The 21,532-nt window shown below is 62.4% G+C and carries 23 protein-coding genes; 9 read left to right on the forward strand and 14 right to left on the reverse strand.

Annotated elements, in window-relative coordinates; genetic code table 11:
- The first annotated feature begins 7 nt into the window (after nt 1-7).
- Entirely contained in the window at nt 8-1,489 is a 1,482-nt protein-coding gene (locus VLJ37_10640) for an NADH-quinone oxidoreductase subunit M (protein HSA60128.1), read from the forward strand.
- Nucleotides 1,462-2,928 carry an NADH-quinone oxidoreductase subunit N gene (locus tag VLJ37_10645; GenBank protein ID HSA60129.1) on the forward strand — a complete coding sequence of 489 codons (1,467 nt, stop codon included), beginning with the start codon at nt 1,462-1,464 and terminating at the stop codon, nt 2,926-2,928. The genes VLJ37_10640 and VLJ37_10645 overlap by 28 nt, the downstream gene beginning before the upstream one ends.
- Nucleotides 2,929-2,985: 57 nt before the next feature.
- Here VLJ37_10645 and atpE read toward each other — a convergent pair whose 3' ends face one another.
- From atpE to hemL, 5 genes are all read right to left on the reverse strand, one after another.
- A complete protein-coding gene (atpE, locus tag VLJ37_10650) occupies nt 2,986-3,312 on the reverse strand; it encodes an ATP synthase F0 subunit C (GenBank protein HSA60130.1) in 327 nt (108 codons plus the stop codon).
- A 94-nt stretch (nt 3,313-3,406) separates the two neighbouring features.
- Nucleotides 3,407-4,141 (reverse strand): F0F1 ATP synthase subunit A, encoded by a 735-nt coding sequence (atpB, locus tag VLJ37_10655; protein HSA60131.1) that lies wholly within the window; start codon nt 4,139-4,141, stop codon nt 3,407-3,409.
- A gap of 18 nt (nt 4,142-4,159) precedes the next feature.
- On the reverse strand, nt 4,160-4,459 hold the full coding sequence (locus tag VLJ37_10660; GenBank protein ID HSA60132.1) for an ATP synthase subunit I: 300 nt from the start codon (nt 4,457-4,459) through the stop codon (nt 4,160-4,162).
- Nucleotides 4,456-4,725, reverse strand: a complete 270-nt coding sequence (locus VLJ37_10665; protein ID HSA60133.1) for an AtpZ/AtpI family protein — start codon at nt 4,723-4,725, stop codon at nt 4,456-4,458. Before VLJ37_10665 ends, VLJ37_10660 begins: the two co-directional genes overlap by 4 nt.
- Entirely contained in the window at nt 4,703-5,995 is a 1,293-nt protein-coding gene (gene hemL, locus VLJ37_10670; protein HSA60134.1) for a glutamate-1-semialdehyde 2,1-aminomutase, read from the reverse strand. The genes VLJ37_10665 and hemL overlap by 23 nt, the downstream gene beginning before the upstream one ends.
- A 33-nt stretch (nt 5,996-6,028) precedes the next feature.
- Here hemL and VLJ37_10675 point away from each other — a divergent pair, with 33 nt between their 5' ends.
- Nucleotides 6,029-6,796 (forward strand): hypothetical protein, encoded by a 768-nt coding sequence (locus VLJ37_10675; protein ID HSA60135.1) that lies wholly within the window; start codon nt 6,029-6,031, stop codon nt 6,794-6,796.
- Here the strand turns inward: VLJ37_10675 and VLJ37_10680 are convergent.
- Complete coding sequence (locus VLJ37_10680; GenBank protein ID HSA60136.1) at nt 6,793-7,179, reverse strand: hypothetical protein; 387 nt, start codon at nt 7,177-7,179, stop codon at nt 6,793-6,795. The two genes, VLJ37_10675 and VLJ37_10680, sit on opposite strands and share 4 nt — an antisense overlap.
- A 193-nt stretch (nt 7,180-7,372) precedes the next feature.
- Here VLJ37_10680 and hpnH point away from each other — a divergent pair, with 193 nt between their 5' ends.
- Nucleotides 7,373-8,440 (forward strand): adenosyl-hopene transferase HpnH, encoded by a 1,068-nt coding sequence (hpnH, locus tag VLJ37_10685; GenBank protein ID HSA60137.1) that lies wholly within the window; start codon nt 7,373-7,375, stop codon nt 8,438-8,440.
- A gap of 24 nt (nt 8,441-8,464) precedes the next feature.
- Here the strand turns inward: hpnH and VLJ37_10690 are convergent, their stop codons facing one another.
- On the reverse strand, nt 8,465-8,815 hold the full coding sequence (locus VLJ37_10690; GenBank protein HSA60138.1) for a hypothetical protein: 351 nt from the start codon (nt 8,813-8,815) through the stop codon (nt 8,465-8,467).
- Nucleotides 8,816-9,040: 225 nt separating this feature from the next.
- Here VLJ37_10690 and VLJ37_10695 point away from each other — a divergent pair, with 225 nt between their 5' ends.
- A complete protein-coding gene (locus VLJ37_10695) occupies nt 9,041-10,252 on the forward strand; it encodes a patatin-like phospholipase family protein (GenBank protein HSA60139.1) in 1,212 nt (403 codons plus the stop codon).
- Between the two features lie 5 nt (nt 10,253-10,257).
- Here VLJ37_10695 and VLJ37_10700 read toward each other — a convergent pair whose 3' ends face one another.
- Nucleotides 10,258-11,718, reverse strand: a complete 1,461-nt coding sequence (locus VLJ37_10700) for a hypothetical protein (GenBank protein ID HSA60140.1) — start codon at nt 11,716-11,718, stop codon at nt 10,258-10,260.
- A gap of 91 nt (nt 11,719-11,809) precedes the next feature.
- Between VLJ37_10700 and VLJ37_10705 the strand changes: the two genes are divergently transcribed.
- Nucleotides 11,810-12,580, forward strand: coding sequence for an exodeoxyribonuclease III (locus tag VLJ37_10705; protein HSA60141.1), 771 nt, complete (start codon nt 11,810-11,812; stop codon nt 12,578-12,580).
- A 1-nt stretch (nt 12,581) separates the two neighbouring features.
- Here VLJ37_10705 and VLJ37_10710 read toward each other — a convergent pair whose 3' ends face one another.
- The gene (locus VLJ37_10710) at nt 12,582-14,339 is read right to left on the reverse strand and encodes an acyl-CoA dehydrogenase (GenBank protein HSA60142.1); all 1,758 of its coding nucleotides are present in this window, start codon (nt 14,337-14,339) and stop codon (nt 12,582-12,584) included.
- 152 nt (nt 14,340-14,491) lie between these two features.
- Here VLJ37_10710 and VLJ37_10715 point away from each other — a divergent pair, with 152 nt between their 5' ends.
- Complete coding sequence (locus VLJ37_10715) at nt 14,492-14,668, forward strand: CPXCG motif-containing cysteine-rich protein (protein HSA60143.1); 177 nt, start codon at nt 14,492-14,494, stop codon at nt 14,666-14,668.
- Between the two features lie 159 nt (nt 14,669-14,827).
- Complete coding sequence (locus tag VLJ37_10720; GenBank protein ID HSA60144.1) at nt 14,828-15,430, forward strand: hypothetical protein; 603 nt, start codon at nt 14,828-14,830, stop codon at nt 15,428-15,430.
- Here VLJ37_10720 and VLJ37_10725 read toward each other — a convergent pair.
- The 5 genes from VLJ37_10725 to VLJ37_10745 form a co-directional block, all read right to left on the reverse strand.
- Nucleotides 15,345-16,502, reverse strand: coding sequence for a C45 family peptidase (locus tag VLJ37_10725; protein HSA60145.1), 1,158 nt, complete (start codon nt 16,500-16,502; stop codon nt 15,345-15,347). The genes VLJ37_10720 and VLJ37_10725 overlap by 86 nt on opposite strands.
- Before the next feature lie 9 nt (nt 16,503-16,511).
- Nucleotides 16,512-17,003 (reverse strand): GyrI-like domain-containing protein, encoded by a 492-nt coding sequence (locus VLJ37_10730; GenBank protein HSA60146.1) that lies wholly within the window; start codon nt 17,001-17,003, stop codon nt 16,512-16,514.
- Nucleotides 17,000-17,758: a class I SAM-dependent methyltransferase gene (locus VLJ37_10735; protein ID HSA60147.1), complete on the reverse strand. Its 759-nt coding sequence runs from the start codon at nt 17,756-17,758 to the stop codon at nt 17,000-17,002. The genes VLJ37_10730 and VLJ37_10735 overlap by 4 nt, the downstream gene beginning before the upstream one ends.
- A gap of 63 nt (nt 17,759-17,821) precedes the next feature.
- Nucleotides 17,822-19,954, reverse strand: a complete 2,133-nt coding sequence (locus VLJ37_10740) for a copper-translocating P-type ATPase (protein HSA60148.1) — start codon at nt 19,952-19,954, stop codon at nt 17,822-17,824.
- Nucleotide 19,955: 1 nt separating this feature from the next.
- The gene (locus VLJ37_10745) at nt 19,956-21,239 is read right to left on the reverse strand and encodes a DEAD/DEAH box helicase (GenBank protein HSA60149.1); all 1,284 of its coding nucleotides are present in this window, start codon (nt 21,237-21,239) and stop codon (nt 19,956-19,958) included.
- Between the two features lie 87 nt (nt 21,240-21,326).
- Between VLJ37_10745 and VLJ37_10750 the strand changes: the two genes are divergently transcribed.
- Nucleotides 21,327-21,532: stress response kinase A (locus tag VLJ37_10750; protein ID HSA60150.1), on the forward strand; the 206-nt coding region annotated here is incomplete at its 3' end.

Consider the following 21,532-nt stretch of genomic DNA (forward strand, 5'->3'; position numbering starts at 1 on the left):
ACCATTTATGATCGCACATATTCTCTCTTGGACGATTTTTTCCCCCCTGCTCGGGCTGATCCCCCTGGCGCTGATCCCGCGCGGCCGGGAGACGGTCCTGCGCGCGTCGGCGTTCGCCGCTTCGCTCGTGCCGCTCGTCCTTTCGTGCGTCCTCTTCGACCGGTTCCGGGGCACCGGCGAGTTTGAATTCCAGGAAATCGTCCCGTGGCTTCAGGGTTTCAAGGTGGACTACCGGCTGGGCGTGGACGGCTTCAGCGCGCCGCTGATCGTCCTGACGGCCCTGCTCATCCCCCTCGTCATCCTGCAATCCTGGAAGGACCATTCCGGTAAAATCCGGGGCTTCCTGGTCTTTCTCCTGGTCTTGGAGACGGGACTGATCGGTGTCTTTTCCGCCCTGGATCTCTTCCTCTTCTACGTCTTCTGGGAGGCGATGCTCGTCCCGATGTACTTCCTGATCGGCGGCTGGGGCGGGGAGCGGCGCATCTACGCGGCGATCAAGTTCGTCCTCTACACGATGGTGGGGAGCCTGCTCATGCTGGCCGCGATTCTTTATCTCTATTCGGCCGGGGGATCGTTCAATCTCGCGGACCTCTACGGGCTGAACCTTCCGAACAAGGCCCAGATGTTTCTCTTCGGCGCCTTCGCGCTGGCCTTCGCCATCAAGGTGCCGCTGTTCCCGTTCCATACCTGGCTCCCCGACGCGCACGTCGAGGCGCCCACCGGCGGCAGCGTGCTCCTGGCCGGCGTCCTCCTCAAGATGGGCACCTACGGCTTCGTCCGGTTCGCGATGCCCCTCTTTCCGCAGGCCTCCGCCGCGTTCGCCCCGGCGATCGCGGCGCTCGCCGTCATCGGCGTCATCTACGGGTCGCTCGTCGCGATGGTCCAGCCGGACCTGAAAAAGCTCGTCGCTTACACCTCCGTCGCCCATTTGGGGTTCGTCATGCTGGGGCTCATGTCCCTCACCCCCCAGGGTGTCATGGGCGCCTCGGTGCAGATGATCAACCACGGCATTTCGACGGGCGCCCTCTTTCTCCTGGTCGGAATGATCTACGAACGCCGGCATACGCGCGCAATCGCCGCCTTCGGCGGGCTGGCGACGCCCATGCCGTTCTACGCGGTCCTCTTCCTGATCGTCACCGTTTCTTCGATCGCCCTGCCGGCCACGAACGGCTTCGTCGGCGAATTTCTGATCCTCATGGGGTCTTACAAGTCAAACCCGGTCACGGCGGCGCTCGCCGCGACGGGCGTCGTCTTCGGGGCGGCCACCATGCTGTGGATGGTCAAAAAAGTCTTTTTCGGCCCCGTCACGCAGGAGGAGAACAAGGCGCTCGCCGATCTCTCCTTCCGGGAGGTCGCGGTCATGGCGCCCTTGATCGTCCTGATCTTCTGGATCGGCGTGGGTCCCGGATTCTTGACCAGTAAGATGGAAAAATCCGTCACGAAGTTCATTGAGAGAACACAATGGCAACTGTCGATTGGTCAACGCTGACGGCCCTCGCGACCCCGGTCCTAATTCTCCTGGGCGCGGGCCTCTTGATTCTCCTTCTCGCTCCGCTCGCGAGAAAGGTCTTTTCCGTCCTCATATTGATCTTGAGCGCGCTCGCGATCGTTTCCGCGCTGCTGGCCTCCTGGGGCGGATGGCTCTCGGGCGCACCCCTGTCCCTGGGTCTCCTTCTCTTCGACCGGATGGCCTACGCCTTCGATTTCGTCCTGCTCCTGGCGGCGCTCCTGACGATTTTCCTCTCCAAGGACTACCTGCCCGAGGAGAACATCCGGGACGGCGAGTACTACGCCCTCGTCCTCTTCGCCACCGCCGGAGGCATGATCATCGCGCACGCGGCGGACCTGATCGTCCTCTTTTTGGGCCTCGAGATCGCCTCGCTTTCGGCCTACGTCCTCTGCGGCATGAAACGGAACGTGGTCAAGTCGTACGAGGCGTCCCTCAAGTATTTCATCATGGGCTCGATCGCTTCGGGATTCCTGGTATACGGCATCGCGATGGCCTACGGGGCCGCGGGGTCGACGTCCTTTGCGAAACTCCAACAGCTTTCGATCCCGCCGGCCGAGCCGGTCTTGGTCATGCTGGCCGTGGCGCTGATCCTCGTGGGCGTGGGCTTCAAGATCGCGGCGGTTCCTTTCCACCTCTGGTCGCCGGACGTCTATGAAGGCGCGCCGACGTCCGTCACCGCCTTCATGGCGACCGCGATCAAGACGGCGGGGTTCGCGGCGCTGATCCGCATCGCCCTTTCGGTCGGGCACATTCCCCAGATCCCTTGGACTCCGATCCTCTGGACGCTCTCCGCCCTGACGATGACGGTCGGCAACCTGGTGGCCATCCGCCAGCACAACATCAAACGGATGCTCGCCTACTCGTCGATCGCGCACGCCGGCTACGTCCTCGTGGGCGTCACGGCCGCACTTCAAAAAAACGTCCTCGCGGAATCGACGATCGCCTCGGTCCTCTTCTACCTCTTCGCCTACTCCCTCATGACGATCGGGGCCTTCGCGGTGGTCATCGCCATCGGCCGCCGGGGCGATCAGGCCGAGGAGTTGACCGACTACGCCGGACTTTCCGAAAGGCATCCGTTCCTGGCAGGCGCCATGGCCCTGTTTCTCTTCTCGCTCACCGGCATGCCGCCGACGATCGGCTTCGTGGGCAAGTTCTACCTGTTCTCCGGCGCGATCGAAGCGGGGCTCTATGGACTGGTCGTCGTGGGGGTGTTGAACAGCGCGGTTTCCGCCTATTACTACCTGGGACCGATCGTGAAGATGTACTTCCAAAAGCAGAAGGACTACGCCCTCCCGCCGCTTTCCTATACCCTGCTGGGGACGATCTTTCTTTGCGTCTTCGTCATCCTCTACCTGGGACTCTTCCCCTCGAACGTCTTCCTCATGGCCCGCGAGTCCGTCCGACAGATCGTGTTTTAAGCCCCTCTCCCATGCCCTCTCCCCCGTCACGGGGGAGAGGGTCAGGGTGAGGGGAATTTAAATTTTCCCCTGCAACAGGATCGCGATGACGAACGCGTAGATGACCAGCGACTCGATCAGGGCGAGCGCGATGATCATCGGCGTCTGGACCTTGCCCGAGGCGCCCGGATTACGGGCGATGCCCTCGAGGGCCGCCGCCGCCGCCCGGCTCTGGCCGAGCGCGCCGCCGAACGCCGCGATGGCGATGGCGATGCCGGCCGAGATCGCGAGCACCGACTTGGGGCTGTCCGTCGAGGCCGCCGCGCCGTGTTCCTGGGCGAAAGCCGCCGCTGTCGCGAACAAGGACGCGAACAGGACTCCGAAGAAAGAAATCAGTTTCTTCATATGTATTTTCCTCCTTTCCTCAAAAGTCCCTCTGCTCGCACTGGTGTCGAGAGATCTCTCCGCCCTGGGCGGAGAGAGAGATCGCCGCATTTATCTAGTGCGCGTGTCCTTCTCTAGCTTCATGGGCTTCATGCTCATGCGCCGTCGCGAGTCCGATGTAGATCGTCGACAGCAGGCTGAACACGAACGCCTGGATAAAGGAGACGAAGAGCCCGAGGGCCATAAAAACGACCGGAATCAAGAGCGGCACGAGATCCGAGAAAATCCCGATCACGAGATGATCTCCCGTGATGTTCCCCAACAGACGGAGCGAAAGCGACACGGGCCGAACCGCGTGACCGATCACCTCGATGACCGCCACGAGCGGCCCCAGCCAAAGAATGGGGCCCATGAAATGCTTGAGATAGGCGCGGAGGCCGTGCGCCTTGATGCCCATGACGTTGTAATAAATGAAAACCGTCAGCGCGATGGAGGCGTTCGTATTGATGTTGTCCGTCGGCGGCGAGACCCCGGGGATCAAGCCCACCGCGTTGCATAAGAATATGTAAATGAAGATGGTGCCGATCAAGGGGAAATACTTCTTGGCGTCCGGACCGACGATCCCTTCCAAGAGCCCCAAGATGTTCTCGACGGCCACCTCAAAAATATTCGTGAGCGTGGTCTTCGGCCCGGGAATGAGCCTTTCCTCCGTCCGGCGCAATTTCCGGCAGACGAGGAGCGTCGCGAAAATGAGAAAGAGGACGATGAGACCTGCCGTCACCGTATGGCCGTATTGATGGGCGAAGTGTTCGTTGGTCAGAAATCCCAGCCAGCTGAAATGATGCTCCATCGTCCCTACCTCTTTAATTTACGGGTTTTCCGGGGAATTTTTGGAAGTCTTGAGGGCGATGACAGCGACTCCCAAAACCAGGCTGACCGTGAACCCCGCAATAAACGGGAGCGGACTAACATAGCCCTTTTTGAGGAGCAAGCCGATTGTGAGGGCCAAGAGCGCGATTTTCACGGCGAAAGAGAGGAAGGTTTTCCAGGGCTTGATCTTCTGGGACTCCACCATCCCGCGCACGATCCGGATGAGAAGCCAGAAATTGACGGCCCCGAAGGCGAGGCCCGCGAGGACCCCTTGCCAGATCCGGGAATCGATCGTCATGCGCCCTTTCCCTTCCTGCCGAATTTTTTTTCTCTGCGCGACTCGTTCCAGGTCGTGATGCGGATGAGGTTGTAGAACCCTCCAACCATGCCGACGACCATCCCCGCGAGCGTGAGCCACGGGCTCAAGCCCCACTTCTTGTCCAGCCACATGCCCAAGAGGAGCCCCCCCACGACCGTGGCCGCGAGCTGGAACCCCACCGCGCCGTAGATGCCCCAGGCGATGAGGAAGGGGTCGCCGTTCTTAGGTTCGGACGATTTCTTCAAAGGCCTCCTCCGCGGCTTTGACGGTCAAACGGAAGTCTTTTTCGGAATGGGCCGCGGAAACGAAGCAGGCCTCGAACTGGGATGGGGCGAGGTAGACCCGTCGTTCCAGCATGGCCCGGAAGAATTTCGCGAAGCGCTCCGCGTCGCAACGCCGGGCGTCGTCCGCGTTTTTGATCCCGCCTTCGGCGAAGAAGACGGTGAACATCGACCCTGCCTGGGCGACGGTCACGGGCACGCCCGCCTTTTTCGCCGCCTCCCTCAAGCCGTTGCAGAGCGCGCCGACTTTTTTCTCCAGCGTCCGGTAGGGCTTCGCCGCCTTGAGGATCTTGAGCGTCTCGAGTCCCGCCGCCATCGCCATCGGGTTCCCCGAGAGCGTCCCGGCCTGGTAAACGGGCCCGGCGGGAGCCACCATGTCCATGACCTCGGCCCGGCCGCCGTAAGCCCCCACGGGCATCCCGCCGCCGATGATCTTTCCCAAGGTCGTCAGGTCCGGCTTCACGCCGTAGACCTCCTGCGCCCCGCCGTAAGCAAGCCGGAACCCCGTCATGACCTCGTCAAAGATCAGCAGCGCCTCCTCGCGGTTGCAAAGCTCCCGAACGTTTTGCAAAAAACCGTCGCGGGGGAGGATCACGCCCATGTTGCCGACGACCGGCTCCAAGATGACCGCGGCGATCTCCCCGGGGCAGGCCTTGAACAGAACTTCCACGCTGTCGAGGTCGTTGAACCTCGCGACCAAGGTCTGCTCCGTGAACTCGCTCGGAACCCCGGCGCTGTCCGGTTGGCCCAGCGTCTGAGCCCCGGAACCCGCCTTGACCAGCAGGTAATCCGCGTGGCCATGGTAGCAACCGTCGAACTTGATGATTTTCTTGCGGCCCGTGAACCCGCGCGCCGCGCGCACGGCCCCCATGACCGCCTCGGTGCCGCTCGAAACGAAGCGCACCTTTTGTATCGAAGGCACGGCTCGGATCACCTCGCCGGCGAGTTGGACCTCCAACTCGCAGGGGGCGCCGAAACTCGTGCCACGCCTCATCGCCTCACCGACGGCCTTCAACACCCGCGGATGCGCGTGTCCCAAAATCATCGGCCCCCACGACCCAACGTAGTCGATGAAAACGTTCGCGTCCGCGTCGACGAGCTTCGAACCCTTCGCGGATCGAATGAAGAGCGGCTCCCCGCCCACGGCCTTGAAGGCGCGGACGGGCGAGTCCACGCCGCCGGGGATCCGGCGGAGCGCTTCGTCAAACAGTCGTTTGGATTTGGTTCTTTTCATGGGTCCGCCGTGGGGATACGGGTAATGCCTCCGATGAGCGGACTCAACGAATTTCTGACGGGCCTGGGACTTTTCACCGTCCTGCTTCTCTTGATCCGCCTCCTCCCGGACTTCGCGCGGAACCTGACGCTCGTGCTGGCGTCCCTGGCGGTGATCGAGATCTACACCACTCCCTTCTTCACCTTCGGCCTGGTCGCCGTGACCGGCCTCGTTTACTACGGTCTCTTCTGGCTCCAGTGGAATCCGCGGAAGGCCATTTTCTGCCGGATCCTCAACGTCGGCCTAGCCGCAGGACTCATCGCGCTTGTCATTTTCATCCCTCGGGAAGGGGCGGCTGCGGTCTTTCTCGGATTCCGTCTCCTGTGGGTCGCGCAGGGAGTCGGGAGCGGACGTCCTCTGCCGTCCGACCCCCTCGAATTCTTCGTTTACGCCTTTTTCTTTCCGACCTTCTTCATCGGGCCTTTGGAGCGCCTGGACGAGTTCCGCAAGAACCTCACGACCGAACACCGGACCGGCCTTTCGTGGAGAGAGACGGGTCTCAGGCTCGGCCGGATCGCCGTCGGGTTGTTGAAGGTCTGGGCGGTCGTGCGTTTTCTCCCGCTGGCGGGTCTGGCCGGCGTTCCGGGCGTCTATCTCGGCCTTTCGGGGCTCTTCGACGTGATCCTGGGATGCGCGGGACTGGCCGGCTACCGGCTCTCGGCGTCTCTCGACGCCTTCCCTCTCGGGACGCTGGCGTCGCGGGCCTTCCTGTTCCATTTCGCGGTCGTCGGCGGGATGGTCCTGCGGCTGAAATCCCTTTAATGCTGACTCAGGAGAGAGCGCACCTCCTGAGCCTTTTCCATGTCGAAATTCATCTCGGCCATGCGCGCGCACTCCTCGGCTTGGCGGAGCTCCTCGTCCAAACCGGCGGCGTCGCCGGCCTGGGCCTTCCGCATCGCGCACCGCATGTGGTGGAGGTAGGCAAGCCGGCTCTGGGCCTGACCCCAGGGGAGGCCCTCGATCTCCTCGACCTCGGTCCCCATGCCTCGCAGAAAACGGCGGGCCTGGTCGTCCCCCAAATAGTATTCGTGACGCGCCCCGTCCTCATCGCGGACAATAATGAGGTCCGTAGGCCCGATGACTCCGTCGCCGCGGTCACGAATGCCGACAAAATCGTAGTGAAGCCCGTTCTCCCTCCGGTTCATAAGGAACCCCCTGTTTTCATTTGTACTTTTTGGGATGGCTGAAGATGCAGGAAAAGAAATTGGATGGTCACGATCCGCATGCAGTCCAAATATACGCCCTCGACGTACCCTTTCCAAGCCCCGGTGCGAAATTTTGAAAGAAAATCCCTTGCCCCCCTTTTGCCGGCAAGGGTAGTCTCGCGCCCCACTATATATGTCGGTTCCCGTTTCCCAGGCCCTGCGCGTGATGAGCTACGTCCTCTCCCAAAAAATCCGGGGGAGGAAGCGCTATCCCTTGGTCCTCATGCTCGAACCCCTCTTCCGCTGCAATCTCGAATGCGCCGGCTGCGGCAAGATCCAGTTTCCGGAAGAAATCCTGAACAAGCGCCTGACCCCCGAGCAGTGCTTCCGGGCCGTGGAGGAGTGCGGGGCCCCCATGGTGAGCATCCCGGGCGGTGAGCCCCTCATTCATCCTGAGATACAGGAGATCGTCGAGGGACTGGTGGCCCGCAAGCGCTATGTGTACCTCTGCACCAACGCCATCATGCTTGAACGGAAGATCCACCTCTTCAAACCCTCGAAATATCTCACGTTCAGCATCCATCTGGACGGTCTTAAGGAAGAACACGACCACGCGGTCTGCCGCGAAGGCATCTTTGACGTGGCGGTCAAGGCGATCCAGGACGCCAAGGCCAGGGGGTTCCGTGTCACGACGAACACAACCCTCTTCGACGGGGCCAATCCCGACCGGGTACGGCAGTTTTTCGACCTCGCCACCGAGCTCGGGGTCGAAGGCATGATGGTCTCCCCCGGCTACAGCTACGAAAAGGCCCCGGACCAGGAGCACTTCCTCAAGAGGAACCGGGCCCATGAGCTCTTTTCGAAGATTTTCGGGAATCCGAAAAAAAGCTGGAAGTTCAATCAATCACCGCTCTTTCTGCGCTTCCTGCAGGGCCAGGAGAACTATCAGTGCACGCCGTGGGGGAGTCCCGCCTACAACGTCTTCGGATGGCAGAAACCGTGCTACCTCCTGGGCGAGGGTTACGCCTCCTCTTTTAAGGAGATGATGGAAACGACGGAATGGGACCGGTACGGGACCGGCCGGAACGAAAAATGCGCCGACTGCATGGTCCATTGCGGCTACGAACCCTCGGCCGTCGACGACACCTTCAGCTCGTGGAAGGGATTTTTCAAGACGCTCCGCTACACGCTCTTTCCCGGCAAAGAGACGACCCCGGCCAGCCAGGCGCCCTCAACCTCCCCAGCTCGCAAGGCCGCCTAAGAATCGACGTTATTCCGCGCTTTTTTACTTCTTATTGGTTTGCTTGCAGGCAAGGGCGGATTGGACGGCCATCTGCCCGCGCTCCTGGACCGAGACGTCCCCCGATTTGGCCTTTTCGGCATAACGCTTGCCCAACTCGCTCGCGTAGCATCGGCAGTAGGCTGCATTGTCGGGATTCCGCTTGAGGCAGGCTTCCAAGGTGTCCTTCTCGATCTGAGAGGCGGGTCTTTCGGCGGGTCTGGCCGCCGGCCTTTCGGCCGCCTTGGGGGCCGCCTTGACCTCGGGCTTGGCCGGCTCTTCGGCCTTCTGGCAGCCGGTAACGGCCAGCATTAGGGGCAGGGCTAACAGTGAGGCAACAACACGGAGACGCTTCATGGGATCCTCCCTTGGTTAGTCATTGGCGATCTCGCAGGATTAGACTCCGAATGTCAATTGTTGATTCCCAGCCATATAAGACCTTAATTTTATTTTAATAATCGACTTATCCACAGGTTTTTAACGCAGCGCATAATTACTTGACAACCTCTGACGCATCGTGTCGACTAGCTTCCATTAGGAGCTTAGCGACAGCTGTGCCGCGGGAAGCGGCATATTTGGCATATGCCAACTTTAATCCCAAATTCCATCGCCCTTGTCCTGCCCGGTGAGGCCATGTGGGGGGCCTTTCAAACGGGGTTCGTCATCCAGATGGGCGCCCGGCTCCGGGAGGCCGGTTTCGGGGACCAGCCCTATGCCTTAACGGTCGGCAGTTCCTCCGGAAGTCTGGTGGCCACCGTCGCGGCGGCCGGGGCCCCCTTTGATCACGACTTCGCGAGGAACGCCTGGATCGACTTCGGGCTGGCCTCCAAGGTCACCCGCAAGAGGCTCAACCCGCATCCGGCGGCCTTACGAGAGGTCTTCGATCGCGGCCTGGTCGACACGAGCCGGGCCTTCGGGAGCGACACACAGGTCGTCCTGACCGCCGCGAACTACGACCCCTTGGGGCTCAGGCACCTGCGCGAGGAGGCGGCCGCGGTCTTGGGGGCGAGCCTCGCCCTCTTCCTGGCCGGCCCCTGCGAAAAGACCTGCGAGCGCCTCGCGGTGAATGCCGCGATCCTGGTCGAAACGGGCGGGCTTCTCTTCGCCCCCCATTACTTCACGAACAAGCCCTCGTTGCCGGAACGGGCCCAAATCGAAAAGGCCGACCGTCGCGAGCACTGGACCGTCGTCGACGGCCCCGCCCATCTGCGGCAGGCGGTCGAGGCCTCGTCCCGGATCCCCTACCTGTATGGAAAACCGATCGAATTGGCGGACGGACTCTTGATCGACGGTGTCTTCGCCGACAACGCCCCGGTCGAGCTGGCCCTCGAATTGGGGGCCCGCACGGTCTTTGTCGTGACGAGCAGCAAGAGGGGCAACGTCTTTCCCAAGCCGGTCCAGAGCCTGTTCCAGCGGGGGCTCCATGCCCTCCTGGGCTCCGCCGACAAGGCGGCACGGAGACTTCCGTCGGGCCCCGCCGTGAAGCGCCTCCGGGAAAGCTTGGGCGAACTCGCCAAGCTCGACGGTCTCGTCCCCGATCCCCGTCCCCTGGACCTCGACTCCTTGAGGAATCGGTACCCCGACCGCGCGATCCATGTGATCCACCCGGACCGCGTGAGCTTCCCGGTGAACCGTTTCTTCGAGTCACGTCCCGAAGTCTTCGGCGGGATCTACGATATGGGCGTCCGCGCCGCGGAACGCGCGCTACAGCAGGGCGTTCTGGATCTGTACCCGGCCCGGACGCGGAGCGACTGGCCTCAGACGGATGCCGCAACCGCGCCAACAGGAACCTGAGACCATTACTTTTTGAATAGGCTCCGGACGAATCCCGGAATCAGCCGGGGCCTTTTGCCGAGTCCGATCAAGGCCGCGCGGGTGATGGCCCCCTCGACGGCGTAGGGATGAGAGTAGACCGCCCCGTGGACCTGGAGCGAGGAGAGGCGGCGGACCTTTTCGTTTTCGTCCTCGAACGGACTGGTCGCGGACCCCACGGCATCCGGATCCAAGACACCCTGAAGAAAGAGCAGCCCCGAGAGCCAGCGCGTCGTCGCGGGGTCATAGGTTTCCAGCCCCAAGCTCGGCGCCCCGAGAAATCCCGCTTGAAAGGTCGGGATCTGCATGGAGCGCGTCCTCGTGATGCCCGCCACGTTCGCGGAGACCGTCACCGGACGGCCCTTGCCGTCCCCTGTCCCTCGCGCCGCGAAGACCTCGGCCGCGAGCCGTTTCTCGACGTACTGGGCCGCCAAATAGCTCGCGCCTTGGAGAGAAACGATGTTGCGGGGCCAGAAGGTCCCTTCGTGTTCGTGGAGGTTTTTCCTCAGGACTCCCAGCCCCCTCCATTTCCGGTCCGCAAAGCGGGGATCGGCGAAACCGCCCAGGGAGGCGACCGCATCCTCCCGCTGGGCCTCGGCCGGGGCCGTGGGTGAGATGTAGAGTCCGATGGACCCGACGAGGGCCGGGTCGAGGCTCCGGAGGACGGCGTTCATCGAGGCGGTCAGGCGCCATTCCATCGCATGGCCGCCGACGTAGGCGAAGGCCCCGATGTGGACGGGATCGCCCGCGGCGAAGGCCTCGATCGTCGCGGCGATCTCCCGCGGTTGGGTCAGGAGGTTCGCCCCTCCCGGCGCATGGACGACCGTCCCGCTCTGGAGGGCGCGGTCGGCGACGTATTTCTCCGCGGACGACAGGTCCAGAAAGAGGACCGTCGCCCCGGCATTCAGAAGGAGCTCGGTCGGGGCCAATTCCGCGCCCGCGCCCATCATGACGAATTTCCGCCCCGCGAGGTCGATCGCCCTCTGCCGAGCGACCCAAGCGAGGGCGTCGGCCGCCGCGGGCGTGATCGTGCGACGGGAGAGGAAGTCCCGTGCGAGTTCGGCGATCTCTCCCCCGGCGTGAATCCGTCCTTCATAGGCGATCCGCGGCGCCAGCCCGCGGGGCGTACCCACCTCCAGCACCGTCGTGGACAGGGGTTCCGCCCTCTCCCGCATGAACTGGGCGAGAGGGATCTTTGATCCGTCCCCTTGGACATAAACAATCTGCTCGGCGGCAAGCCGGGTCATCAGGAACGCCGAGTCGACGCGGCCTGGGCTCTCCAGGGCGGCGCGCTCCGCCTCGAAGCGAATCAACCGCTCGCCGAAATTGCGGGCGCTGATCCCCTCCACGTGCGCCGCGAGGGCCGGATAGGCCTCCGCGGCCCCCGCCAGGATCGTCTGAAAGAGCGCCGTCGCGGAACGGACCGGAAGATTGACACCGAGATTCATGAGCAGGCCTCCTCGATAAAAGTGGGTCTCATGTCGCCGCTCCGATACAAAAGTTGCCAAAATAAGGTAGGAATTCTATTGAACAATGGCGATGCAGACCCAAAAACTCGTCTCCTGGAACGTAAACGGCATCCGGGCGGTCCTCAAAAAGGATTTCGCAAAATCGATCCTCTCCCTCGCCCCGGACGTCTTCTGCCTGCAGGAGATCAAGGCCCGACCGGAGCAGGTCGAGTCGGACGATCTCGCCGCTTTCGAACCATACGAGGCCATTTGGAACCCCGCCGACCGCCCCGGCTACTCCGGGACGGCCGTGTTCACACGCGTGAAACCCGCGGACGTGCGGTTGGGCATCGGCATGAAGGAACACGACGCCGAAGGCCGGGTGATCACCTGCGAGTTCCCCGAATATTTCTTGGTGAACGTCTACACGCCGAACGCGGGCGAGGAGCTGAAGCGGCTGCCCTATCGCCTCCAATGGGAAAAGGACTTCCGGGCCTACTTGAAAGGCCTGGAGAAGAAGAAGCCGGTCGTTCTTTGCGGCGATTTGAACGTCGCCCACAAGGAAATCGATCTGGAGCATCCGGCGGCCAATCGGGGGAATTCGGGATTCACCGATGAAGAAAGGGCGGAGTTCACCAAGCTGCTCGAATCCGGCTTCCTCGATACCTTCCGAGAGATCGACCAAAGCCCAAAAAAATACACCTGGTGGACCTACCGCATGGGAGCCCGGTCCCGGAACGTGGGGTGGCGGATCGACTACTTTTGCATTTCCAAAGACCTCCGGCCGGCAATGAAAACGGCCACGATCCATCCCGACCTCCTGGGATCGGACCACTGCCCCGTCGGCCTAGAGCTCAAATGAATTAAAGGACGTCCGCGAGAGCGGATCTGTCGCCCGTCTGGATGCGCGCGATATTCACGTCCATCTCGGGGAGGAGCTGTTCGACGTAGAACCTCGCCACCTCAATTTTGCCCTGGAGAAACTTCGTCCGCTCAGGAGTCGGTTTTTTGGCCAATTGTTCCACCGCGACGGCGGCGCGGCGCACGAGGAGTTGGGCGCAGATCGCGTCGCCGAAGGCCCGCAGGAACGGCGTCGCCGCAAGGCCCACGTAGGCCTGGTCGCCGGCGCTTTTCCCGATGTGCAGGGCCGCCTTGCCGAAACGGTCGATCGCCGCCAGGCACTTGTCGACCGACGGTTTCAGTTCGGCAGATTCACCCGCCTTCTTCAACTGGCCGACGACATGCGCCAGGTAGCGCTTCAGGTTTTCTCCGGCGTTCTTGAGGAACTTCCGTCCGATCAGGTCCATGGCCTGGATGCCGTTCGTCCCCTCGTAAAGCGAGGCGATCTTCAAGTCCCTCATGTATTGCTCGACCGGATAATCGGAAACATAGCCGTAACCGCCGTACGTCTGGATCGCGAGCTCGGTCACCCGGAAGCCCATGTCGGACCCGAAGGCCTTGCACACGGGGGTCATGAGGCCCAGGTAGCTTTCATATTCTTCGCGCACATGCGCATCCGGATGGTGCCAGCCGATGTCGACGAAGAGACCGGCCTCCAAGATCAGGCATCGCAAACCTTCCACGTAAGCCTTCATCGTCATGAGCATCCGGCGAACGTCCGGGTATTCGACGATGAGCGTTTTGCCGCCCTGCGTGCGCTCCTTGGCGTAACCGAGCGCGTGCTCGTAGGCGGGCCCGGCGATCGACACGCCCTGTTGGCCGACGGCGAGCCTCGCCTCGTTCATCAGCTGGAACATGTACTTCATGCCCTCCATGGGTTTTCCGACGAGGAAGCCCTGGCATTGGCCCTTGTCGCCGAATTCGAGGAGACACGTGGGCGAGGCCTTGATGCCCATCTTGTGCTCGATCGAGACGAGCTTGACGTCGTTGTCGGCGTCCAGGCCGCCGTCGGCGTTCACGCGCCTGGCCGGCACGACGAAGAGCGAGATGCCCTTGGTGCCCGCCGGGTCGCCTTCGATCCGCGCGAGGACGAGATGAACGATGTTCGGCGTGAGGTCATGATCGCCGGAGGTGATGAAGATCTTCGTGCCCTGAATCGAATACGAACCGTCGGCGTTCTTCCTAGCCGTCGTCGTCAGGTCGCCGACCGCGGATCCGGCCTGCGGCTCGGTCAGACACATCGTGCCGCACCATTCGCCCGACGTCATCTTGGGCAGGTAGATCCGAGTCAACTCCGGCGAGGCGAAGGCCTGCATCATGTTGCAATCCCCGCGGGTCAGGAGGTGAAAGAAGGCGAAGCTCGTGCACGCCCCCATGATGAATTCGGACAGGGCCGTATTGATGAGGGTCGGGAGTCCCATGCCGCCGTATTCGGGATTCAGGTCGATCGACATGAATCCGTTCTGTCCGAACCGGGCCAGCGCCTCCTTGAACCCTTCCGGCATCCTCACGCGCCCGTCGACGACCTTGGCGCCGATGCGATCGCCCTTTTCGTTCAAGGGCGCGAGCTCGTTCTTGGCGAATTTGAGGCCTTCCTCCAGGATCTGCCGGTACATGTCGGAGGTCTGTCCCTGAAAGCGGGGAAAATTCGCGAGCTGGTCGGGCTTGAGAAAATCAAAAAGGGTGAAAAGGACGTCTTCAAAATCGACTTTGTATTCCATCGAATCCTCCTCATCTGAAAAGAACCCTTCCATTATCGGCCCAATCCGCTCCTGGCAAGGGCGAAGCCTCGATCCGCTCTCTTTGACAGGGCCGACCCTCGTGTCACGCTGCTCACCTTGACCCTCGCGGCCGTTTGGCTGAACATCCTCCTATGAACGAGGAAATCACCGTCGCCTGCCCCTATTGCAGCGAGACCTTTGTCATCGAACCGGAGCCCTCCGACGACCCGGTTGAGTACGTGGAGGATTGCCACGTCTGTTGCCGGCCCATCCTCATCACCGTCACGTATTCCGAGGAGGGAAGCGACGTCGTGGTGGCTCGGGAATGACGGCTGAGGTGCTTCGTGGCGGACAGATATGTTTGTCTTTTAACATGCTAATTCATAAATACTAATTAAAATTAAGAATCATTATTATCAAACAAATGCATTATTATGATGCTCTTTACACCCTCCTGAATTCAGGCGAAAATAATGACTCGAGCGACCATGAGCCGAGTCTTCATCACCGATCCCAAGAATCCGGAAGGGAGCCCCCTGGCCGAGGCGCATTTCGGGGAAGGATTCGAGAACGGCTGGGCCGGTCCCTTCTCAAATGACGGCGAGATCACCAATACCGAGCGCGATCACGCCCTTGCGCAACTCCAAGATGGCATCAATAGCCAGATTCACGGCGAAGGCGGCCCCCTCGGCCTGGGCGGGCTGGGAGGAATCAACGAGGTCTATCTCCAGCCCTGGCGCCTGGACGGCGTGGACCGTTACGACGTCCCCGATGGGACGACCCGCCGGGTCACCCTCCACCTGGAGGAAAGCTACAGTCGACCGGCGGGTTTCTTGTTCTTTCAAGAGACAGCGACGGCCGTGCGCGACGTCGAAGTGACCCTCCGATGGGAACACGGCCGGGTGACGATCTATCCGGGCACGGTCCCTCCCTACGCGTCAACGCCGCCGGCGGCACCGGGGGCCCCACAGCCCGATCCCATCGGCGAGGCTTGGGATTCCATGGTCAGCGGGGTCCAGAATTTCTTCTCGAACACGGCCCCCCACGCGATGACCTCCGCCTGGAAGTCGATCGCCAGCGTGTTTGCGTAAGAAGACTCATCCCAGGCGAAGTCTCGTCGGGCCTCTTGCGAAAGACCTCCAACGTCAGATGCCCGGTGTCGATCAAGGCGCAGGCGACCGTCGCCCCGGTCTCATCCGTCGAGTCCGCCTCCCTCCAGACGGCGTAAGGGAGGCCGGAGCGGTCCGAGAGGATCCTTCGCGCCGCGCGGACGGCCTCCGTTCTTGTCCAGGCTTCCCGCCGTCGCCGCGCCTCCTCATCCAACAGGGCCTTCGCCGCATGGTAACGCGCCAGCGAGGAGATGCCCGGCGGAGGGGCGGATCGTCTCAAGCCCGCGTCCAGGTAGTGATTGGCGTGGACGGCGGGAAGCCTCGGCCGCCAGAAGGCAACCTTCTTGGAGGTGAGCTCCAGCCCCAAATATTGCGAGCCCTGGGCCAGATGGATCCCCTGGCCAAAGGCGCGGGCGTGCCTCTTGGCCCAGTTCACGACGTCCTCGAAATTCCGCGCGGTCACCAGATGCCGCGTGATGAAGATCCGCGGGACGCCGACTCGACGGTCGGGGGGCGCGAGGTAGTTGATCGCGTGCCCAAGCCCGAAGGAATTGACGCCCGAGGAAAGCCCCGGGAGGTAGCCGTCGTACGCGAGGATGGCGTAGGCGCATTCGGGAAGCCTCGCCTTGAGCACGAAGACGTCGTTCCGCCTCGGGTCCCAGTCCTCGTTGTGCGCGATCAAGATCCCGGGGCCTCGCGGCGTTTCAAAAGGAAGAACGAGCGTCGTGCATTTGTCCGCGTAGGCCTGCAGCTCGGTCAGATTGAGACGGAAGAGATCGGCGAACGGAAGACCGGCCCCTTCCGCCAGGGCGCGAACCTCCCCGAGATAACGGGGCACGGCGCGCGCGGCGGCGAGGAATCCCCTTTCGAGCGACCGGAGCCGGTCCTTCTTGCCCCGATAGACGCGCGCCAGCAGGCGGTTCCAGTAGTCCACCCGGCGGGCGATCACGGCCGAGCGTTTCTTGCCGAGCTGATGGGCGACTTCAAAGGGGTCGCCCGACAGTTCGACGACCTCCAAGGGCGCCCTCTGGAATGCCGAATTTCGCCTGCCCATGGATGGCCCCTACTTGACGGAAACGAAGATATCGACCGCCTCCGGCTGATCATTCCGGTAGAGGTCGAAGTCGGCCGTGAACGCGCGCTCATAGGGTGAGCCTGTTTCAAAGTATCTCTTGATCTCGTCCCACGTGCGCATCACGGCGTCCGGCATCGGGCCGCGGGCCTCAAAGAGAAGGTAGGAACCGGCGGGAACCGACATCGCGACCAGGCCCTCCGGCACGTCGTCGCCCACTTCGGTGACCTCGCATCCGGCCAGGGCCGCATAGGATCCGTATTCCCGGCTCTTGGGATCGCGATTGTAATCGGTGCAGACGCCGACATGCTCGTTCGGATCCCTCCGGTTGGCAATTTTTTCCTCGACCTTCTCGGCAAAAAAAGTGCGCCATAGAAGCGGGATGCGCGCCGTCCCCAACCCCGCTTCCAAAGCCTCCGAGGTGGTGACTTCGATTCCCATCACGAAAAACTCGTCCAGTTCGACCAAGACCGGTTCTTTCATGAAGATCGCTCCTCTTGCACGCGTCCTACCCTCAAATAGAGGGGCCAAACAACCGTCTTCGTCGTTTCCGAAGGTCCCCAAACCTTCTTGAGCTCGGGCAAGATCAAATCCATCGGGTCATTTCCCGTCGCCTCCCGATAGCGTTGCGTTGCCGACCACGATTCCCAATAGGCCAACATTTGATTGAGGTTCCACTCCAACTCCATCCGAAAACGGGGCGCCGCGATCTCCTCGAACGGGAAGGGAATGGTCTGGTATTTTTCCACCAGCCATTTCGCGTCCGGCGGCCAGTAAGGGCCCACGATGCCCGCGAAATATTTTTCCAACACCGGATCGATTTCCGGCGAAACGGAATGCCGGCCGTAGCCCCACACCGCCAGGACCGCCCCCGGGCGGCTCACGCGTCTCACCTCGGCGAAGAATTTGTCGAAATCCAGCCAATGAAAGGCCTGGGCCACCGCAATCATGTCGACGCTTGCCCCGGGAAGGCCGGAGTTCTCGGCGGCGGCCACACGGTAGGTGATCGTGTCGCGGGGCACCGCCTGGGCAATCTGCGACGCGCTCAGGTCCGTCGCAATCACTTTTTGAAACCGCATGGCCAGCGAGACCGACGCCTGGCCGTTTCCGCAGGCGCAGTCCCAGACAACCTCGCGGCGCGCGGGCAACGACGCCAAAAAATCGTAGAGGGCTTCGGGATACGTCGGCCGGCTCTTGGCGTAAGCGGCGGCCAGTTTGGAAAAATGGTCTTGGGCCATGTCAGAGCACACTCTTCACCATCGGGTGCGACATGGCCACATCCTACGGGGATTCGACGGCTCTCACAACCGCACATTGCGCAGCCGGAGGGCGTTTCCGATCACGGACACCGAGCTCAAGCTCATCGCCGCGGCGGCGATCATCGGCGAGAGCAGAATGCCGAAGAAGGGATACAGAACGCCCGCGGCGACCGGCACGCCCAAGGCGTTGTAGACGAAGGCAAAGAAGAGGTTCTGCCGGATGTTGCTCATCACCGAACGGCTCAGGTGAATCGCCCGCACGATGCCGCGCAAGTCGCCCTTCACCAGCGTGACACCCGCGCTTTCCATCGCGATGTCGGCGCCCGTGCCCATGGCGATGCCCACGTCGGCTTCCGCCAGCGCCGGGGCGTCGTTGACGCCGTCGCCCGCCATGGCCACGCGGCACCCCATGTCCTGGAGATGCTCGATGGCGCGTCCTTTTTGATCGGGGAGCACCCCCGCTATCACGTCATCGAGGGCCAGCTCCTTCGCCACGGCCTTCGCGGTCACGGGATTATCGCCGGTGAGCATCACGATGCGCAGGCCCATCGCCTTCAAGTCCGCCAACGCCTCGCGCGCGCCCTCCTTGATGGGATCCTTCACGCCCATGAGACCGGCCAACTTATTGTCGTGCACCACATACACGGCCGTGTACCCGTCCTCACGCAGCGACTGCATGCACTTCTGAAACATCTCATTCACAAAGAAATCGATCTTGAGCGTGGCCAAGAGCCGGTCGTTGCCGAGGGCCGCGAATTTCCCGCCGATCTCGCCCGTCACTCCCTGCCCCGTATACGACTTAAACTTTTCCACCTCGTCCGGGACGATGCCGTCGCGCCGCGCGGCTTGGGCGATGGCGGCCGCCAGGGGATGCTCGCTGCCGGCCTCCAACGATGCGGCGAGTTTCAAGAGCCCCTCTTTGGTGAATCCCGAGTTGGGCAGGATCGCGTCGAGGACCGGCTTGCCTTGGGTCAAGGTGCCGGTCTTGTCGACCACCAGCGTGTCGATCTTCTCGAGGGTTTCGAGCGCCTCGGCGTCCTTGATCAGGACTCCGGCCATGGCGCCCCGTCCCGTCCCCACCATGATCGACATGGGCGTGGCCAACCCCAGGGCGCACGGGCACGCGATGATGAGAACGGCCACGGCGTTGACCAGGGCGTGGGTCAACCTCGGGTCGGGTCCCCAGAGGGACCAGGCGGCGAACGCAAGCAGGGCCACGACAACGACGGCGGGAACAAACCAGCTCGAGACGACGTCGGCCAAACTTTGGATCGGCGCGCGGGTCCGCTGGGCCTCGGCGACCATCCTCACGATCTGGGCCAGTAGGGTCTCGCTCCCGACCCTTTCGGCCTTCATCACGAAGGTTCCGGTCCCGTTGATCGTTCCTCCGGTGACCCGGCTTTCCGCGACTTTCTCCACGGGGATCGGCTCGCCCGTCACCATCGATTCGTCGACGGTGCTCTCCCCCTCCGCAACCATCCCGTCCACCGGCACCTTCTCGCCGGGACGCACGCGCAAGCGGTCTCCCGGTTGAACGCGGTCCAGGGGCACATCCTCCTCGGAACCATCCGCTCTCACGCGGCGCGCCGTCTTGGGGGCCAGCTCCAACAAGGCCCGGATCGCGCTCGAGGTCTTGCTCCGGGCCTTGAGCTCCAGGACTTGCCCCAAGAGCACCAAGGTCGTGATGACGGCGGCGGATTCGAAATACACGTCGTGCCGCTTCAGGATCATCGCGGCCACGCTGTAGAAATAGGCCGTCCCCGTTCCGATGCCGATCAGCGTGAACATGTTGGGACTCCGATGACGGATGGAATCAAAGGCGCGTTCGAAGATCGGAAATCCACACCAGAGGACGACGGGGGTCGAGAGAATGAGTTGAGCGACGATGGAAATGGGATGGGGGATGCGGAGCGTCATCCCAACCATCGCCAAGAGAAAAACGGGAACCGTCAGGGCGAGCGAGATCCAGAAACGCAGGCCCATCCGGTCGTGATCCGGCCGTTCCTCCGGACCGATCGCCGGCTCCTCGGGCTCCAGATCCATGCCGCACTTGGGGCAGGAACCGGGCCCGGCCCGGCGGATTTCCGGATGCATCGGACAAATGTAGATCGCCGAAGGACCGATTTTCTTGGGGGATGGGGACTTCGCCTCGGAACAACAGGAATGTTCTTCCATATCACCGTCGGCGGCGCCCGAAGGGCTTCACCTTCAACTCCACGTAGGGCGGCACGCCCGGCACCGTGCAGCGCGGGATCTCCTTACCCAAGGCCGCCTCGACCTCTTTGATCATCGGCTTGTCCTGCCAGGTCCCGATGGTCGAAACGATACCGACGGCCCCGGCGCGGGCGGTGCGGCCGGCGCGGTGGATGTACTCTTCCACGGTGTCCGGGATCTCGAAGTTGATGATGTGCTCGATGGCCGGGATGTCCAGCCCCCGCGAGGCGATGCCGGTGGCGACCAGGATCCTGTGTTCCCCTTCCCGGAATCCCTGCAAGGCGTCCACGCGCTCCTTTTGCGAGCGATTGGAGTGGATCTTCGTCACCGGGTGGCCTTCCCTCTCCAGAACGCCGCAGAGCCAGTCGGCGTCGAGCTTGGTGCGCGTAAAGATGAGCGTGCTCCCCAGCTCCTGATGCACGAGGGCCAGCAGGCAATCCCTCTTGTGCTCCGTCTTGACGAGATAAACGCGATGCGTGATCCCCAAGGCCGCGCGCCCCACGGGCAATATATCGATGCGTTTGGGGTCCAGCAGGTACCTCTGGGCCAGGCGCTCGATGGGCGGCGGCATCGTGGCCGAAAACATCATCGTCCGGCGCTGGCGCGGCACGGCGTCCAAGATCCTCGTGATCTGGGGCAGAAAACCCATGTCCAACATGTGGTCGGCCTCGTCCAGGACGAGCTCCTTCACCTGCGAAAGCGAAACGGTCCGGTGCTCCATGTGGTCGACGAGACGCCCCGGCGTCGCCACGACGATGTCCGGGCCGGCCTGAAGGTCGCGGATCTGAGGATTCATCTTCACACCGCCGATCACGCACGCGGTGGTCAGGTCGTGATGCCTTCCAAAGAGGTCGAGAAAGGCCTTGGTCTGGAGGGCGATCTCGCGCGTGGGACAAAGGATCAGGCCCAGCGGCGACTTGGCGACTCCCTCGTGGTGCACGAGCCGCTCAGCCATGGGGATGACGAAGGCGGCCGTCTTTCCGGATCCGGTTTGGGCCAATCCAATGATGTCGCTCCCCGTCAGCGCCGTGGGAATGACCGCGGCCTGGATGGGCGTGGGATGCTTGAACCCGATGTGATGGACGGCGTTGAGGATCGAGGGCGAGAGACCCAACGATTCGAAGGTGTCCTGGGTCGTGAAAACGGGGTGGCGCCCCATCGCCACCACTTCTTCGGCCGTCATCTCGGGGGGGACTTCGTCCCCTTCTTCTTCAAGCAGCGCCGGGGTCTCCTTTATTTCTTCCATCGATCTTGCTTCTTACCTAGCCGATCCATAATCTGCAACCCACACTATAGTGCGATCCAAAACTTAGATTATTGGAGGATTTGTCACGTGCGTTTCGACCACCTCTTGCCCGAAGTCATCTTTCAAACGGCCGAGGAGCAGGGCTTGCGCCCCACCGGCGTCCTCTTCCCTCTCAACAGCTATGAAAACCGCGTCTATGAGATCGGGATCGAGGACGAGGAGACGGGAAAACCCACGGCCATCGTGGCCAAGTATTACCGCCCCGGCCGCTGGAGCCAGGAGACGATCGCCGA

This window comes from bacterium (assembly GCA_035454885.1).
Lineage (GTDB): Bacteria > UBA10199 > UBA10199 > JACPAL01.

Excerpts from the sequence above, each read along its gene's own strand:
- VLJ37_10640 (HSA60128.1), top strand. The coding sequence starts at position 8 with ATGATCGCACATATTCTCTCTTGGACGATTTTTTCCCCCCTGCTCGGG.
- VLJ37_10645 (HSA60129.1), top strand. The coding sequence starts at position 1,462 with ATGGCAACTGTCGATTGGTCAACGCTGACGGCCCTCGCGACCCCGGTC.
- atpE (HSA60130.1), bottom strand. The coding sequence starts at position 3,312 with ATGAAGAAACTGATTTCTTTCTTCGGAGTCCTGTTCGCGTCCTTGTTC.
- atpB (HSA60131.1), bottom strand. The coding sequence starts at position 4,141 with ATGGAGCATCATTTCAGCTGGCTGGGATTTCTGACCAACGAACACTTC.
- VLJ37_10660 (HSA60132.1), bottom strand. The coding sequence starts at position 4,459 with ATGACGATCGATTCCCGGATCTGGCAAGGGGTCCTCGCGGGCCTCGCC.
- hemL (HSA60134.1), bottom strand. The coding sequence starts at position 5,995 with ATGAAAAGAACCAAATCCAAACGACTGTTTGACGAAGCGCTCCGCCGG.
- VLJ37_10675 (HSA60135.1), top strand. The coding sequence starts at position 6,029 with ATGAGCGGACTCAACGAATTTCTGACGGGCCTGGGACTTTTCACCGTC.
- VLJ37_10680 (HSA60136.1), bottom strand. The coding sequence starts at position 7,179 with ATGAACCGGAGGGAGAACGGGCTTCACTACGATTTTGTCGGCATTCGT.
- hpnH (HSA60137.1), top strand. The coding sequence starts at position 7,373 with ATGTCGGTTCCCGTTTCCCAGGCCCTGCGCGTGATGAGCTACGTCCTC.
- VLJ37_10690 (HSA60138.1), bottom strand. The coding sequence starts at position 8,815 with ATGAAGCGTCTCCGTGTTGTTGCCTCACTGTTAGCCCTGCCCCTAATG.
- VLJ37_10695 (HSA60139.1), top strand. The coding sequence starts at position 9,041 with ATGCCAACTTTAATCCCAAATTCCATCGCCCTTGTCCTGCCCGGTGAG.
- VLJ37_10700 (HSA60140.1), bottom strand. The coding sequence starts at position 11,718 with ATGAATCTCGGTGTCAATCTTCCGGTCCGTTCCGCGACGGCGCTCTTT.
- VLJ37_10705 (HSA60141.1), top strand. The coding sequence starts at position 11,810 with ATGCAGACCCAAAAACTCGTCTCCTGGAACGTAAACGGCATCCGGGCG.
- VLJ37_10710 (HSA60142.1), bottom strand. The coding sequence starts at position 14,339 with ATGGAATACAAAGTCGATTTTGAAGACGTCCTTTTCACCCTTTTTGAT.
- VLJ37_10715 (HSA60143.1), top strand. The coding sequence starts at position 14,492 with ATGAACGAGGAAATCACCGTCGCCTGCCCCTATTGCAGCGAGACCTTT.
- VLJ37_10720 (HSA60144.1), top strand. The coding sequence starts at position 14,828 with ATGAGCCGAGTCTTCATCACCGATCCCAAGAATCCGGAAGGGAGCCCC.
- VLJ37_10725 (HSA60145.1), bottom strand. The coding sequence starts at position 16,502 with ATGGGCAGGCGAAATTCGGCATTCCAGAGGGCGCCCTTGGAGGTCGTC.
- VLJ37_10730 (HSA60146.1), bottom strand. The coding sequence starts at position 17,003 with ATGAAAGAACCGGTCTTGGTCGAACTGGACGAGTTTTTCGTGATGGGA.
- VLJ37_10735 (HSA60147.1), bottom strand. The coding sequence starts at position 17,758 with ATGGCCCAAGACCATTTTTCCAAACTGGCCGCCGCTTACGCCAAGAGC.
- VLJ37_10740 (HSA60148.1), bottom strand. The coding sequence starts at position 19,954 with ATGGAAGAACATTCCTGTTGTTCCGAGGCGAAGTCCCCATCCCCCAAG.
- VLJ37_10745 (HSA60149.1), bottom strand. The coding sequence starts at position 21,239 with ATGGAAGAAATAAAGGAGACCCCGGCGCTGCTTGAAGAAGAAGGGGAC.